General features: G+C 64.9%; 16 protein-coding genes. All 16 read left to right on the forward strand.

Translation table 11 applies throughout. The features are described 5' to 3' along the window. Position 1: 1 nt before the first annotated feature. The 16 genes from FJW06_RS00700 (at position 2) to FJW06_RS00775 (ending at position 15,464) form a co-directional block, all read left to right on the forward strand. The gene (locus FJW06_RS00700; RefSeq protein ID WP_140746461.1) at positions 2 to 628 is read left to right on the forward strand and encodes a hypothetical protein; all 627 of its coding nucleotides are present in this window, start codon (positions 2 to 4) and stop codon (positions 626 to 628) included. Next, the gene (locus FJW06_RS00705) at positions 625 to 2,040 is read left to right on the forward strand and encodes a MotB family protein (RefSeq protein WP_140746464.1); all 1,416 of its coding nucleotides are present in this window, start codon (positions 625 to 627) and stop codon (positions 2,038 to 2,040) included. Before FJW06_RS00700 ends, FJW06_RS00705 begins: the two co-directional genes overlap by 4 nt. Beyond that, positions 2,037 to 3,470, forward strand: a complete 1,434-nt coding sequence (locus FJW06_RS00710) for a chemotaxis protein MotC (protein ID WP_140746467.1) — start codon at positions 2,037 to 2,039, stop codon at positions 3,468 to 3,470. Before FJW06_RS00705 ends, FJW06_RS00710 begins: the two co-directional genes overlap by 4 nt. Further along, a complete protein-coding gene (locus tag FJW06_RS00715) occupies positions 3,467 to 4,834 on the forward strand; it encodes a flagellar hook-length control protein FliK (protein ID WP_140746470.1) in 1,368 nt (455 codons plus the stop codon). The genes FJW06_RS00710 and FJW06_RS00715 overlap by 4 nt, the downstream gene beginning before the upstream one ends. Then, positions 4,764 to 5,354 (forward strand): transglycosylase SLT domain-containing protein, encoded by a 591-nt coding sequence (locus FJW06_RS00720; protein ID WP_246674488.1) that lies wholly within the window; start codon positions 4,764 to 4,766, stop codon positions 5,352 to 5,354. Before FJW06_RS00715 ends, FJW06_RS00720 begins: the two co-directional genes overlap by 71 nt. A 222-nt stretch (positions 5,355 to 5,576) precedes the next feature. Further along, positions 5,577 to 6,245: a response regulator transcription factor gene (locus FJW06_RS00725; protein ID WP_140746473.1), complete on the forward strand. Its 669-nt coding sequence runs from the start codon at positions 5,577 to 5,579 to the stop codon at positions 6,243 to 6,245. Positions 6,246 to 6,337: 92 nt separating this feature from the next. Continuing rightward, positions 6,338 to 7,594, forward strand: a complete 1,257-nt coding sequence (locus FJW06_RS00730; RefSeq protein WP_140746476.1) for a flagellar hook protein FlgE — start codon at positions 6,338 to 6,340, stop codon at positions 7,592 to 7,594. Positions 7,595 to 7,623: 29 nt separating this feature from the next. Next, the gene (flgK, locus tag FJW06_RS00735; RefSeq protein ID WP_140746479.1) at positions 7,624 to 9,078 is read left to right on the forward strand and encodes a flagellar hook-associated protein FlgK; all 1,455 of its coding nucleotides are present in this window, start codon (positions 7,624 to 7,626) and stop codon (positions 9,076 to 9,078) included. A gap of 4 nt (positions 9,079 to 9,082) precedes the next feature. Then, a complete protein-coding gene (locus FJW06_RS00740; RefSeq protein WP_140746481.1) occupies positions 9,083 to 10,132 on the forward strand; it encodes a flagellar hook-associated family protein in 1,050 nt (349 codons plus the stop codon). A gap of 31 nt (positions 10,133 to 10,163) precedes the next feature. Continuing rightward, positions 10,164 to 10,511 (forward strand): flagellar biosynthesis regulator FlaF, encoded by a 348-nt coding sequence (gene flaF / locus FJW06_RS00745; protein ID WP_140746484.1) that lies wholly within the window; start codon positions 10,164 to 10,166, stop codon positions 10,509 to 10,511. Beyond that, on the forward strand, positions 10,508 to 10,945 hold the full coding sequence (flbT, locus tag FJW06_RS00750) for a flagellar biosynthesis repressor FlbT (protein WP_140746487.1): 438 nt from the start codon (positions 10,508 to 10,510) through the stop codon (positions 10,943 to 10,945). Before flaF ends, flbT begins: the two co-directional genes overlap by 4 nt. 1 nt (position 10,946) lies before the next feature. After that, the gene (flgD, locus tag FJW06_RS00755) at positions 10,947 to 11,354 is read left to right on the forward strand and encodes a flagellar hook assembly protein FlgD (RefSeq protein ID WP_027165132.1); all 408 of its coding nucleotides are present in this window, start codon (positions 10,947 to 10,949) and stop codon (positions 11,352 to 11,354) included. 23 nt (positions 11,355 to 11,377) lie between these two features. Next, positions 11,378 to 11,644: a flagellar biosynthesis protein FliQ gene (gene fliQ / locus FJW06_RS00760; protein WP_140746490.1), complete on the forward strand. Its 267-nt coding sequence runs from the start codon at positions 11,378 to 11,380 to the stop codon at positions 11,642 to 11,644. A 163-nt stretch (positions 11,645 to 11,807) separates the two neighbouring features. Continuing rightward, positions 11,808 to 13,127 (forward strand): asparagine synthase (glutamine-hydrolyzing), encoded by a 1,320-nt coding sequence (gene asnB, locus FJW06_RS00765; protein WP_140746493.1) that lies wholly within the window; start codon positions 11,808 to 11,810, stop codon positions 13,125 to 13,127. Further along, positions 13,097 to 13,672, forward strand: a complete 576-nt coding sequence (locus tag FJW06_RS30760) for an asparagine synthase C-terminal domain-containing protein (RefSeq protein ID WP_140746496.1) — start codon at positions 13,097 to 13,099, stop codon at positions 13,670 to 13,672. The genes asnB and FJW06_RS30760 overlap by 31 nt, the downstream gene beginning before the upstream one ends. Positions 13,673 to 13,820: 148 nt before the next feature. Next, positions 13,821 to 15,464 (forward strand): MFS transporter, encoded by a 1,644-nt coding sequence (locus FJW06_RS00775; protein WP_140746499.1) that lies wholly within the window; start codon positions 13,821 to 13,823, stop codon positions 15,462 to 15,464. The last annotated feature ends 45 nt before the right edge of the window (positions 15,465 to 15,509 follow it).

Genomic DNA, 15,509 nt, shown 5'->3' on the forward strand with positions numbered 1-15,509 from the left:
CATGGCTTCGGCAGCCCTCTTCGATCTCCTGCCCGATTTCGGGTTGCGGACCTCGGCAGCTAGCCAGGCGCCGAAGGATCGCGACGTCCAACATAGTCCGGCCGCGCCGCCGCCGCAGGCCGATATCGGCGCGCTGATCGCCGAGGCTGTGGCCGAGGCAGAGGCGGCGCTCGAGGCACGCCTCGCGCTTTCACATCAGGCCGCGCTCGACGCCGAGCGCCAGGCCAATAACGAAGCCGCGAAAGCATTCCTCGAAAGCTTCGGCGGCGATCTCGGCACGGCCGTAGCCACGCGCGTCGAGGCCATGGAGCGGCGTGTTGCCGAGCTTGCCGGCGCGACGGTCGCCCGCATCGTCAGCGGCCTTCTCAGCGACGACCTGCAGCAACGGTCGCTGCAGGCTCTGTCGCAAGCCATCAGCGCCGCGGTCGCCGACAGCGAGGCCGTGCGCATCGGTGTCCGGGGCCCGCTCTCGCTGTTCGAGCCGCTGAAAGAGGCGCTCGGATCCCGCGCCGCCAATCTCGACTTCACTGAGGCCCCGGGCTTCGACCTGACCGTCACCATCGACGAAACTGTGTTCGAGACACGTGTCGCCGAGTGGTCGGCGTCGTTATCGGAGGTCCTGTCATGAGCGCCGTCGACCACGCCGACCCCCGGCACGAGATCATCATCGTCAAGCGTAATTACGACGGTCATGACGACGCTCACCATGGTGGCGTGTGGAAGATCGCTTTCGCGGACTTCATGACGGCGATGATGTGCTTCTTCCTCGTCATGTGGCTGATCAACGCCGCCAATGAGCAGACCAAGGCTGCCGTCGCCAGCTATTTCAATCCGGTCGAGCTGATCGACCGCAACTCCAGCCGCAAGGGCCTGGAAGACCTCGGTGACGGCCCGAGCAAGGTTGGGCTGACCGCGGACAACCCACAGCAGGGCGCGACCAAGGCGGGCGATGACGGCAAGGGCGGCGCCGGCTCCTCCGAACGCCGCCAGACGAAGGACGGGGCGCAGGATGCCCAGTTGTCCGATGAGAAGCTGTTTGCCGATCCCTACGCGGTGCTGGCGGAGATCGCCGCCGATACGGGAGTGATGCAGAATATCAGCGCCAAGGGCGAAGGCGGCGCCCAGACGGCCGGTCCGGCGACCGGCGCCTCCGGCGGCGAATCCTACCGCGATCCGTTCGCGCCGGATTTCTGGTCGCAGCAGGTGGCGGCGCCTGGCGCCGAAGCCACCGCCGAACGCGCCAAGATCGAAGGCGATCCGGCCAAGCCCGGCGAGAAAGTCGCCACCGTCGCGGTGCCGAAGGTGAAGGCCGTTCCGGCTGCACCTCCGCTCACGGCCGCGCCGCTGGAACCGCCGGCGACTCCGGGCACCGACGCCAGGAGCGGGCAAAAAACGTCGCCGGGCAAAGCGGAGAAGCCGTCGACCGAAGCGTCCGGGAGCGACAAGGCACAGGGTCAGAAAGGGCAAGCCGACAAGCGCGAGGCAATGGCCGGCGAGGCTAAAGCCGAGGCGGCGGAGGCGGAAAAGGCCGAACAAGAGCAGACCACCGATAAGGGCGACAAGACGCCGAGCAAAGCCGCCCTCCAGGAAGCGGCTGATATCAAGAAGGAACTCGCCAAGGCATTCTTGCCCGGCGAGAGGCTCGCCGACGGCGTCTCGGTAGAGGCGACAGACAAGGGCGTCGTCATTTCGATCACTGATCAGCTCGATTTCGGCATGTTCGAGATCGGCTCGGCCATGCCGCGCCGCGAGCTGGTTCTGGCGATGGAAAAGATCGGCCACATCATCAACCAGAAGAAGGGCACCATCACCATCAGCGGCCACACCGACGCGCGGCCGTTCCGCAGCGACACTTACGACAACTGGCGGCTGTCCACCGCGCGCGCTCATTCGGCCTACTACATGCTGGTGCGCGGCGGCGTCGATGAAAGCCGCATTACCGAGGTCGCGGGCTTCGCCGACCGGCAGCCCAAGATCGCCTCCGATCCGATGGCGGCCGCGAACCGCCGCATTGAGATCCTGATGACGGCCGGCGGATGAAAGGCAGGAGCGTCATCGGCGGCGCGATAGCGCTGCTATTGTTAGCGGCGGGGGTGCCATCGGCGGCCTTCGCACAGGACACGCTGCAGCCCTATCAACTGGTGCGTTCGCTGCAACTGATCCAGGATCGCATAGCCGGCGGCGATCATGCCGCGCTGCCGATGCAGGCGAAGCTCCTCGAAATGGTCGACGCCCGGCTGCGCGACGCCAACGCCGAGGATTTCAAGGAGCCGAAGAATTTCCGTGCCTTGCTGGTCTACGGCATGAGCGGCGGCAATCCGGTGACGGTCGCGGCGGCGGCTTCGCGCGCGATTACCGACGCGCAAAGCCTCGCCATCGCCAAGGGCGTCGTCGCCTATCTAAACGGCCGGCCGGCCGAGGCGATCGAAACGCTGAAGCCGATCGATCCGATGAGCGTGCCCGCCGATATCGGCGCTTTCCTGGCCCTGGTCAAAGGCTCGCTGCTTGCGACCGATGACCCGGCAGCAGCGCTGACGCTGCTCGACGTAGCGCGCCTTCTCAGCCCCGGCACGCTCGTCGAGGAGGCTGCACTGCGCCGCTCTGTCGGCATCGCGGCCGCACGGGGCGACGCCGCCCGCTTCGCGCTGGCCTCGACCCAGTATGTCGCGTCCTATCTCTATTCGCCCTACGCCAGCCAGTTTGCCGATGCCTTCGTTTCCGGCGTCATCACGCTTCACATGGCGATCAGCCAGGACAAGATCGCCGACATCACCTCGATGATGGATCCCGAGCGCGAGAAGGTGATCTACCTGCGCATCGCGCGGCACGCCGCGATCGACGGCATGACGGAGCTCTCGGCTTTCGCCTCAGCCAAGGCGGAGCGGGGCCGCAACGGCAACCAGGATGACCCGCGCACCCAGCTCTATTCGGGCCTTTCCACCATGACATCGGCCAGTGTCGATGAAGTGCGCGCCAAGCTCGGCAAGATCGACCGCAGCCAGCTTTCGCAAGGCGACCGCGATCTGCTCGACGCGGCGCAGGCGGTCGCAGGCGAAGTTGTGGCGCCAGTGAAAGCGGCCGCGAAAGCCGACGCTGCGCCGGCAACCGCCGCAAAAGGCGAGGACGCGAAATCCGCGGCTGAGACGTCGGCCGATCCGACCGATGCGGACCTGCCTCCGGTGGAAGGAGCGATGCCCGACCAGCCTGCGGTCGCGGCGAGCGGTTCGACGGTCGCGTCAAGTGATCCGGGGAAAGACGCGCCCGCGGCTCCGCCGCCACCCGCCCCGCAGCCGGCGCAAACAACGGCTGAAACGCCGGCGGCCGTCCGCGCGCCGACTGCCGCCCAGCCGGTGGTGCAGGCATCCGCGCCGGCGATGCCCGATCCGCAAGACCCGATCGATGCGGCGGTGACCAGCACGCGCCGTCAGCTCGACCAGATCGACCAACTCCTCGGAGCAGCTCCCAAATGACCAGCGTCAGCCAGACCTTGCCGGGCTTCGCTTCGACCCAGTCGCAGCCCCGGCAGCACGCCGCCGACGGTAAGGACAAGGACCAGAATTTCGGCGAGATAGTGCAAGGCGCGGAAAAGCCCGACCGGCCGCGGAGCGGACATGCCTCCGGACCGGCAACGCCGGACGCACATCCCGCAAGGCGCTCATCTGCCATAGGCAAAGGCGAGCCCGACCTGGCGCCGGGTGGAAAATCCGCCCAGTCGAAAGCGACCACAGGAAAGGCCGCGAAAAGCAGTGCCCAGATCGAGGACACAAAGCCAGGGCTGGATGAAGATACCACAGCGCAAACCAGCAATTCCGCGCCGCTGCAGGGCCGTTTGCCGCTCCTGATGGCGCTGAGCGACATGAAGCATTTCGCGCAGTCCTCGAGCGCCGGCGGCAATGGTCCCGCCGACGGTGAAGATGGCGCCGGCGGGCATGGAACGCCGCAATTGCCGCTGCGCCCGGGCAAACGCGCGGCGGTCGACGGCTCCGGCGGGCCGCAGTCGCGATCCGTCCGTTTGGCCGCGGCTGAGGACCACGGGCCTGACTTAGGGCAGAAGCCGGTGAAGGCTGACGGGGCACTCGACATGCCTGGCCACAGCGATGCCAAGATCGTGCCGGCGCAAGGCAACGAACCGCAGGCCGACAACCCGGTACCGCCGCAAGGCTGGCGGCCTGCTTCCGCCTCCAAGGCCTTGCAACAATCGCAGTCGACCACGCAGCAGCCACCGGGCAAGCCGTCTTCGTCCGCCGCACGCATGGAAGTCGTCAGCCAGCAGAGCTTCCCGGCGCCGGCGCAGAACCCGATCGGCCAGACGGCATCGGCGCTGGTTGAGGCGCTTGCCTCCGACAAGGGCGTCCAGCACGCCTTCGCGGGCGCCTCGGCAGGCTGGCAGACGACTAATTCTGTTGCCGTTCCGACACACGTGCTGAAGATCGAGCTCCACCCTTCGGAGCTAGGATCGGTCACCGCTAGCCTGCGGCTCTCGGGCGAGCAACTTTCGATTGAGATGAAGCCCGAGACACACGAGGCCTACCGCCGTCTCACCGCCGACAGCGATGCCATCGTCAAATCCATGCGCAGCCTTGGCTTCGATGTCGACAAGGTGACGATCTTGCAACCCTCGATAGCAGTACATGCGGCCGGCCGCGCCGACGCGACCAGCGCCATGCCGATGTCGACTGGCCGCGACCAGCCTTCGTTCCAGCCCGGGAACTCTGGCGGCAACAGCGCGGGGGGCGACCGGCAACCGGAAAGGAACGATGGCAATGGCGCGCAGGAATTCGCTCGTGCCGCTTCGCCTCTTCGCGAGCGTGCTGACGACGATATGTATATCTAGCTTCGCCGTCGGAGCGGCCGGTGCCGCCGCCAATCCCTGCGAGCCTGAGATCCTGCGCGCCGCCGACCGCTACGGCGTGCCGGCCGGCATTCTTTACGCGGTCGGCCTGACAGAGACCGGAAAGAAGGGAAGCCTTCAGCCTAATGCCTTGAATATAGAAGGGAAAGCTGTCTTCCCGCGCAGCCGCGCCGAGGCTCTGGCGACCTTCGAGAATGCCCGTCGTGAAGGCAAGGTACTGATCGACCTGGGCTGCATGCAGATCAACCACCGTTATCATGGCGATCATTTCCGCAGCGTCGAGGACATGCTCGACCCGCATCAGAATGTCGACTACGCGGCGCGCTTCCTGGCAAGCCTGCATGCCAGGCACATGACCTGGTCGATGGCCGTCGCCCGCTATCATGCCGGCCCCGACAACGACCCGGCGCAGAAGGTCTATGTCTGCCGTGTCATCGCCAACATGGTCGCCACCGGCTTCGGCAAATGGACGCCGAATGCCAGCACTTTCTGCAATCAATAGTTGCCAACTCTCAAACGTCGATCGACCGTCGCCGGCATACGCGCTGGTGCCAATATCGTCGGCCGACAGTTCGGCGCGAATAACCTGCACAGCCGCCTTTATTACGGTCTCCAAAAAAACTCCCAAGAAAATAGCTACAAGAAATGATGGTTTTTCAGGATTCGCCGGGCCGGGTACCCCTTTCCGCACGGGGCAAGTGAATTTGATTCGGAGGGTGGGCCGATGATCGTGATCGTTGACGAGCGAGAGCTCGTGACAGAGGGCTACTCTTCACTTTTCGATCGCGAGGGAGTGGCCACGGCCGGCTTTGCGCCAGGCGAATTCGGCGAGTGGGTGAGTTCCGCCGCCGATACTGATCTCAGATCCGTCAGGGCCTTTCTGATCGGGGACTGCCGCGACGGCGCAATATCGCCGCGCCAGATCCGCGACCGCACCGGCGCGCCGGTGATCGCGCTCAGCGAACAGCACTCGCTCGAACATACGTTGCGGCTGTTCGAAAGCGGCGTCGACGACGTCGTTCGCAAACCTGTCCATATTCGCGAGATTCTCGCCCGCATCACCGCCATCCGCCGCCGCGGCTCCGAAGAAGCCGCCTACACCGAAGTCGGCGCGATGCGCATCTTCATGGACGGCCGCGATCCGGAGATCGACGGCGAGCCGCTGCCGCTGCCGCGCCGCGAGCGGCGCATCCTGGAATATCTGGCTAGCAACCGCGGCCGGCGCGTGACCAAGACCCAGGTCTTCAACGCCATCTACGGCATCTTCGACGAAGAGGTCGAGGAGAATGTGGTGGAGAGCCACATCTCGAAGCTGCGCAAGAAGCTGCGTGAGAAGCTCGGCCACGACCCGATCGATTCCAAGAGGTTCCTCGGCTATCGGCTGGTGTTTTGATGGCCCCGAAAATGCATGTCCCGCGCCAGCCTCGCGCAAGACACGAGGCCTAGTTTCATGGCCTGCTACCAAGGCACTGCGGAGATCCATCGATGAGCCTCTACGGAATGATGCGGACCGGCGTTTCCGGTATGAACGCGCAGGCCAACCGCCTCTCCGCGGTGGCCGACAACATCGCCAACTCCGACACCACTGGCTACAAGCGCTCTTCGGCCGAGTTCTCGTCCCTGATCATGCCCGGCACCGGGGGCGCCTATAATTCCGGCGGCGTGACCACCACAATCCGCTCCGCTGTCAGCACGCAGGGCGTCATGACATACACCACCTCGGTGTCCGACCTTGCCGTCAACGGCGACGGCTTCTTCGTCGTCCAGGATGCCAGCGGCACGCCCTATCTCACCCGCGCCGGCTCCTTCGTTCCGGACGCGCAAGGCCGGCTAGTCAATGCCGCGGGCTACCAGCTTATGGCCTACAGCTATGCCAATGGCGAGCCGTCGGCGACTGCCAACGGCTTCGAAGGCCTGGTGCCGGTGCAGATCTCCGACCAGGAAATGACGGCGACGCCGAGCACGGAAGGAACCTTCAGCGGCAACCTGCCTGCGGGCGCTACCCCGGTCGCGGCCGGCAGCCTGCCCTCCACCAATAGCGCTTCGGCCCAGTACACGTCGAAGACCTCGCTGGTCGCCTATGACAATCTTGGCAACAAGAAGCTGCTCGACGTCTATTTCACCAACACCGGCGCCGGCACCTGGGAAGTCTCCGTCTTCGATCAGTCGAAGGCGACGCCCGGCACCTCCTTCCCCTACACCGGCGGGGCATTGGCATCGACGAACCTCACCTTCGACACCACCACGGGCAAGCTCACCGGCGCGACCGACAGCATCTCCTTCACCGTGCCGGGCGGCTCGACGCTGGACCTCGATCTCTCAAAGGTGACCCAGCTCGGCACCGGCTTCACGGTCGCCGACGCCAAGGTCAATGGCAACGCGCCGAGTTCCATCCAGAAGGTGCAGATCGGTCAGGACGGCGTGATCTACGCGCAGTTCGAGGACGGCTCGACCAAGGCGCTCTACAAGATCCCGCTGGCCGACGTTCAGAGCCCCGACAACCTCACCGCGATGCCCGGTAACGTCTATGTGCAGAGCACCGACTCCGGCGCCGTCCGCATCGGCTTTGCCAATGAAGGCAAGCTCGGCTCCATCGTCTCCGGCGCGCTTGAAAACTCCAATGTCGATATTGCCGAGGAACTGACCAACATGATTGCGGCGCAGCGCAGCTACACCGCCAATTCCAAGGTTTTCCAGACCGGTTCGGACCTGATGGACGTCCTCGTCAACCTGAAGAGATAAACGACGGGCGCCGCCCGTGAAAGATCAGCATGTCGCTTTCCTCCGCTCTAAGCATTGCCCAGTCGGCGCTTCTGGCCACGTCCAAGCAAACCAGCGTCGTGTCGCGCAATGTGGCCGATGCGTCGAACCCGGACTACACCCGCCGCATCGCCGTGGTGACCAGCACGGCGCCGGGCGCCAGGGCGGTGGAGATCCAGCGCACCGCCAATGATCTCCTGTTCCGGCAGAATCTCTCGGCGCTGTCGGCATGGAGCGGCCAGAGCGCGCTTTACGACGGCATGGATCAGCTCGACCTGTCGGTCAACGGGGTCGACAATGCGTCCTCCCCCTCCACCGCGATCGCCAACCTGCAAAAGGCCTTGCAGCTCTACGCCACCACGCCGTCGAACCAGAACCTTGGAACCAGCGTCGTCGATGCTGCCAAGCAGGTGGTGAATTCGCTGAACAACGGCACCAAGGCGATCCAGGATTTCCGCACCCAGGCGGACAGCCAGATCGCCACCGCCGTCGACGATCTCAACTCGCTGCTCAGCCAGTTTCAGGACGCCAACAAGGCGGTCATCTCGGGCACCCGTTCCGGCACCGACGTTTCCGACGCGCTCGACCAGCGCGACGCTATTTTGAAGAAGATATCGGAATATGTCCCGGTCTCGACCTTCACGCGTGGCGACAATGACATGGTCATCACCACCAAGGACGGCGCGACGCTGTTCGAGACAGTGCCGCGCTCGGTGACTTTCACGCCATCGGCCGCCTATTCGGCCGGCACGCCCGGCAACACCATCTACATCGACAACGTGCCGGTCTCGGCCGGCACCGGCGACAACACCACCGCCGACGGCAAGCTTGCGGGACTTCTGAAGCTGCGCGACGGCGTCGCCTCGACCATGCAGAGCCAGCTCGACGAGATCGCGCGCGGTCTCATTACGGCATTTGCCGAAACTTCGTCGTCGCAGCCCAATGCGACCGGCCTGTTCACATGGTCGGGCGCTCCGGCCATTCCGGCCGCCGGCACGCTGGTCGACGGACTCGCCGGCACGATCAGCGTCAACGCCGCCTTCGATCCGAGCGCCGGCGGCAATCCCGCGCTGTTGCGCGACGGCGGCGCCAACGGTGCGGCCTATGTCGCCAACACCGGCGGCGGCGCATCCTATGCGGACCTTCTGATCGGCTACTCCAACAAGCTCGATCAGCCGATGGCCTTCGACAACTCGGCCGGCATCACCGTCAGCTCCGGCGTATCCGACTATGCGGCCAATGCGATCGGCTGGTTCGAAGGTGTGCGCCAGCAGGCCTCGACCAATGCCGACAGCAAGCAGGCTCTGGCGGCGCGCACGGCCGAGGCGCTGTCCAATGACACTGGGGTCAATGTCGACCAGGAGATGTCCCTGCTCCTCGACCTCGAGCACACCTATCAGGCCTCGGCGCATATGATGAAGACGGTAAGCGACATGCTGGACGCCCTGATGAGCGCGGTGGGATAAACTCATGAAAGCGACAGGCGTTTCCTCGGCTGCCATTTCCAACGCGCTGCGCTACCAGCAGGTGAAAATGCAGGCCGATCTCGTCAAGGCGACGAAGGAATCACAGACCGGCACGGTCGCCGATGTCGGCCTGGCGCTTGGCAGCCGTACGACCCAGGCCGTCACCTTCCAGCGCGATCTCGACCGGCTGAACGGCATCGTCGATTCCAACGCGCTCGTCGCGGCGCGCCTGACCTCGACTCAGGATTCGCTCGGCCAGGTCGCCGACACCGCGCAGAGCTTCCTGTCGGCACTGACCAGCGGCGTCTCGGGCGATTCCTCGGCCAGTATCCTGCAGACCGCCGGCGCCTCGGCGCTGCAGCAGATGACGGGTATTCTCAACACCAGCGTCAACGGCGAATATCTGTTTGCCGGAACCAACACCGACGTCAAGCCGATCGACGATTTCAATGCCGCCGGCTCGCCGGCCAAGGCGGCCTTCGATGCCGCCTTTTGGAGCTATTTCGGTTTCACCCAGACCGACCCGGCGGCGGCCAACATCACCGCCGCGCAGATGGACGACTTCATCACCACGAAGGTCGAGCCGCAATTCCTGGGCACCGGCTGGCAGACCAACTGGTCGAACGCCACCGACGACCAGATCACCAGCCGCATCTCCCTCAACGAGACCACCCAGACCTCGATCAGCGCCAACGAGCAAGGTATCCGCAAGCTCGCCATGGCGGCTGCCATAGTCAGCAGCCTGGTCAATGGCAATATCAGCGAGGCCGCCCAGAACGCCATCGTCAGCCGCGCCCAGACGCTGGTCGGCGAAGCTATCGGCGGCATTACTCAGATACGAGCCGAGACCGGCATTGCCCAGCAGCGCGTGTCCGATGCCAGCGACCGCATGAAGACCCAGGTCGACCTCTTCGAGAAGCACATCGTCGATCTCGAGGGCGTCGATCCGTCGGAGGCCGCGACCCGCGTCGCCGACCTGACGCAGCATATCGAGACATCCTTCGCTTTGACCGCGCGTCTGCAGCAGCTCAGTCTGCTCAACTATCTGACTTGAACACGTAAACCGGAACGCCAGAGCGCCGACGATGTATCAATTCTCATACGCCGACATCCAGACCGACTCCGTCGCCGATGCCAAAGACCGGGAGCGGCAACTGCTCACCCGCTCGATCGACATGCTGGCAGCGGCAGCCGCCGTCGGCACCGATTCCATGGAAGCGGTCGAGGCGCTGCACTTCACCAACCGCGTCTGGACCGCCTTCGTCGAGGATCTCGGCTCCAGCGACAACGCGCTCCCCAAGGAGCTGCGCGCCAATTTGATCTCCATCGGCCTGTGGCTGCTGCGCGAGACCGAGGACATCCGCCAGGGCCGCACCAACAATTTCGAAGGTTTGATCGAGGTTTCCCAGATCATCCGAGACGGCATCCAATGACCAACACGCTGAAGATATCGCTGAAGCCGAACGAGAAGATCTATATCAACGGCGCGGTCATCCGCGTCGACCGCAAGGTTACCATCGAGCTGATGAACGATGTACAGTTCCTGCTCGAAAGCCATGTGATCCAGGCGGACCAGGCTTCTACGCCGCTCAGGCAGCTTTATTTCATCGTGCAGATCATGCTGATCAATCCGGCGGGCGCCGCGGAGGCGCGCGACATGTTCCGCCGCTCGCTGCCGATGCTGATCGCAAGCTTCGACAACCAGGACATCTGCAACAGCCTGAAGCAGATCGACCGCATGGTCGGCGAGGACGATATCTATGAGGCGCTAAAAGCGATCCGCGCGCTCTATCCGCTCGAGCGCAAGGCGCTCGAAGACAATGACGACATTCCCGAAACGCGGCGCGCGCTGGCTGTAGGAGCATAAGATGGCCGTCGACATGACGACAACGATCCCGGTTGGCGCCAACCAGGCCAGCCAGCAGACTTCGAAGACGGCGGTGGACTACCAGTCGTTCCTAAAGCTGCTGATCGCCGAGATGAAGAACCAGGATCCGACCAAGCCGATGGATTCGACGCAATATGTCGCGCAACTCGCCACCTTCTCGCAGGTCGAGCAGTCGGTGCAGACCAACACCAAGCTCGACCAGATCATGCAGTCCTCGGCATTATCGCAGGCCGACGCGCTGATCGGCCGCTCGATCACCTCGGCCGACGGCAAGACCACCGGCACCGTGGCTTCGGTGACGCTCTCCAGCAGCGGCCTGATCGCCGTGCTGCAGGACGGCACCCAGGTCCCGGTCGGCGCCGGCGTGTCGATCAAGCCGGCCGCCTAACCGGTTTCGCGCAGAGCCAGCCGATGAATGAGGCCGATGCCCTCGATATCGTCCAGTACGCGGTGTGGACGGTTCTGACCGCGTCTGCCCCAGTGGTGCTCGTAGCGATGGTGGTCGGCATCGGCATCGCGCTGATCCAGGCGCTGACCCAAATCCAGGAAATCACGCTGACTTTCGTTCCGAAGATCATCGCCATCATGCTTGTGGTGGCGCTGACCGGCCCGTTCATCGGCAGCCAGATCTCGGCCTTCACCAACGTCATCTTCGAGCGTATCGAACACGGCTTCTGACGCGAAGCCGCGGCGAGCGTCTGGCGGTCCGCTTGCAAGCCGCTGGATCCCTTGCGGTGGCCTTCGTTGCAGCTAGAGTGTAGGCGCGCCGGCATCGGTCGACGCCATTGTCTCAGGCGATTTTTCAGGAAGCGATGCATCAGGCAAGAACAGCCGGCGGGCCATGTGCGGAATAGCCGGCGTCTGGCGAAAGCGCGATCCGATCGGCAGCGGCGATCTTTCCGATGTCGCAAGCATGATGCGGGCGTTGGCGCATCGCGGTCCCGACGATCACGGCAACTGGAACAATGCGCGCCTGGCGCTCGGCCACCGCCGGCTGACCATCATCGACCCGTCGCCCGCCGCGCGCGAGCCGATGCTGACCGCCTCCGGCGACGGCGTGCTGTGCTACAATGGCGAGGTCTATAATTTTCGCGCGCTGCGCAAGACGCTGGAAGCGGAAGGCCTGACATTCCGCACGGTGTGCGACACCGAGGTGGTGCTGCAGGCCCTGCATCACTGGGGACCGCAAAAGGCGGTGCCGCTGTTCGACGGCATGTTCTCCTTCGCCTATTTCGATGCCCGCGACGGCGCCCTTTGGCTTGCCAGGGACAGGCTGGGCATAAAGCCGATGTCGGTCGCCGACACCGCAGACCGCGTGCTGTTCGCCTCCGAGGACAAGTCGATCCTCGGCTGCCGTGATTTTTCGCGCCGGATCGACACGCGCGAGCTGACGCTGCGGCTCGCCTGGCAGAGCCGCGATTCGAGCTACAGCGTCTTCGACGGCATCGAGCGGCTGCCGCCGGCCGGCATTTGGAAGATCACCGGAGAAGGCATCGAGAAGCATCGCTTCTGGCACGTTCTCGACGTCATCGACACCGCACGTATCATCGGCGACAAGACGTCAGACGCCGAATATAAGGCGACGCTTGAGAAGCTGCTGGAGGAAAGCGTCGAGCTGCATTGCATCGCCGACACCAGCCTTGCGACCGCCTGCAGCGGTGGCGTCGATTCCGGCCTGATCACCGCGCTTGCCAAACGCTACAGGCCGGAGCTGCACGGCTATGTCGTCGACCCGAAGCTCGGCCGCAGCGAGGCGCCGGACGCCGAGCGGACCGGCCGCCATGTCGGTGTCGGGCTGCGCCGGGTGCCCTTGGACAAAAACCGGTTCTTCGAGCTCTGGCCGCGCGCGGTCTGGCATCTCGAAACCGACGGCTGGCATGCCAGTCACGCGGCGCTGCTGGCGCTTGCCGAACAGTGCCGCGCCGACGGCGTCAAAGTGCTGTCACCGGCGAGGGTTCCGACGAACTCTTCGGCGGCTACAAATGGCAGGCGTCGACGACCAGGCTCTGGCGCCAGTCCTGGCTACAGCGCCTGTTCCGCTCGAAGGCCAGGCGTGACCGCAAATTCGCTGAATTGCGCCGCACCCCGTTCCGCAACTCGATCGGTCGCGGCTCGCCCTCGGACCGCGCCGTGGCGCTCAGGGCCCTGTCGCCCGAACTGAACTTCCTGCAGACAAAGCTGTTCGACAGGCTGGAAGGCGTCAGGCCGCCTGGCGACCGCGCTTTCCTGGCCGCCTGCTTCTACGATCTCTACTCGCATCTGCAGGACCTGCTGCACAGGCACGATCGGCTAAGCATGGCGGCGTCCGTCGAGCTCAGGGTGCCGTTCCTCGAGAGCCGGCTCATCGACTTCGCCCTTCATCTGCCGCGCAGGCAGAAATATCGCGACAGAACCGGCAAGTGGCTGCTGAAGAAGGTCGCCGAACGCCATCTGCCGCGCGAAAACATTCATGCGGCGAAGAACGGCTTCGAGATGGCCGACGCCTTTTCGGCCGGCACGCAAGGGCTGCTGCGCGGCGGTCTGCTGCGCGACGCGATGAGATGGTCTTCTTCCGAATTGGACGACCTGATCGACATGGCAAGAAGCCAGGAAACGTCGCGTCTGCGTCTCGTCGGCATGGAAATGCTGCTCCGGTTATACATGAATGGCGAGACGACAGGCGCGTTGACCGAGGCCCTGCATGCCGAGGCGAAAGGCGCGAAATAACCAAAAGTTGGTCCAGACGGCCGAGATGCTTGGTTTAAAGCTTCGCCGACGCATTTTCGCCTTTGCCATCCTATTTTTGGGTCGCACTCTTTGGCGAGTCGCCCCCCCGCGGGCACGGCGAGCCTCTATAGCGGACGAAGGCGCAACCATGATCGACGACGAGCCGGAAAGCGAACGCGTCTCCGCGCTGGCTCCGTTCCGGCACGGCATCTTCCGCGCCGTCTGGTCGGCCAGCCTGGTGTCGAATTTCGGCGGCCTGATCCAGGGCGTCGGCGCCGCCTGGATGATGACCACGATCGCCACCTCGCCCTATCAGGTGGCGCTGGTCCAGTCCTCGACAACCTTGCCGATCATGCTGTTCGCGCTCGTCGCCGGCGCCATCGCCGACAGCTTCAACCGCCGCAAGGTGATGCTGGTGGCGCAGACCTTCATGCTGGTCGTCTCGGCGCTACTCACCCTGTTCACCTGGCAAGGCTGGATGACGCCGTGGACGCTGCTTGCCTTCACCTTCCTGATCGATAGCGGCACGGCGTTGAACAGCCCGTCATGGCAGGCCTCGGTCGGCGACATGGTGCCGCGCGCCAAGGTGCCGGCGGCGGTCGCGCTGAATTCGCTGGGCTTCAACATCACCCGCAGCGTCGGCCCGGCCATCGGCGGCGTCATCGTCGCTGCCGCGGGTGCCGCGGCCGCCTTCGCCGCCAACGCGGTCAGCTATGTCGGCCTGATCGTCGTGCTCGCCCGCTGGAAGCCGGCGCTGCCCGAGCAAACCCTGCCGCGCGAATCGCTGGGCGCCGCGATGGGCGCCGGCCTGCGCTACGTCGCCATGTCGCCCAACATCGCCAAGGTACTGGTCCGCGGCTCCGCCTTCGGCTTCAGCGCCGGCGCGGTGCTGGCGCTCCTGCCGCTGGTGGCGCGCGACGTGGTCAAGGGTGATGCGCTGACCTACGGCATCATGCTCGGCGCCTTCGGCATCGGCGCGGTCGGCGGCGCACTGATCAGCGTGCGGCTTAGGCAGCTGCTGTCGAGCGAAGTGATGGTGCGCATGGCCTTCTGCGGTTTCGCGCTTTGCGCCCTCAACGCCGCAGTCAGCCGCAATGGCTGGCAGACGTCCGCGGGCCTGTTGATCGGCGGCGCCTGCTGGGTGATCGCGCTCTCTCACTTCAACGTCACGGTGCAGATGTCGACGCCGCGCTGGGTGGTCGGCCGCGTTCTGTCGATCTACCAGACGGCGACCTTCGGCGGCATCGCGCTGGGCAGCTGGATCTGGGGCGTCGTCGCCGACGCGCATGGCGCCGAGATTGCGCTGATCGCGGCGGCGATCGCCATGCTTGCCGGCGCAGCCATCGGCCTGGTCCTGCCCTTGCCGAAGCAGACGGTGCTCAACCTCGATCCGCTCAACCGCTTCAAGGAACCGATGCTGGCGCTCGACGTCAAGCCGCGCAGCGGCCCGATCGCCGTCATGATCGAGTACATCATCCGTGAGGAGGACGTGCCGGAATTTCTGGCGACCATGGCCGAGCGCGGCCGCATCCGCCGCCGTGACGGTGCCCGAAACTGGACGCTTGCGCGGGATCTCGAAAATCCGTCGGTGTGGATCGAGCATTACCACACGCCGACCTGGGTCGAGTATATCCGCCACAACCGGCGCGCCACCCACGCCGACGCCGTGGTCGGCGAGCGCATCCGCGCGCTGCACAGCGGCGAGAACCCGCCGCGCGTGCGCCGCATGATCGAGCGCCCGACCACCGCGGGCACGACGCTTGTCTCGCCGAAAGGGCCGATCGATCACTGATTATAAGTCGCCCGAAGCGCAACGCTTCAGGCGAACGGCATTCCT

This window comes from Mesorhizobium sp. B4-1-3, assembly GCF_006439355.1.
Classification (GTDB): Bacteria; Pseudomonadota; Alphaproteobacteria; order Rhizobiales; family Rhizobiaceae; genus Mesorhizobium.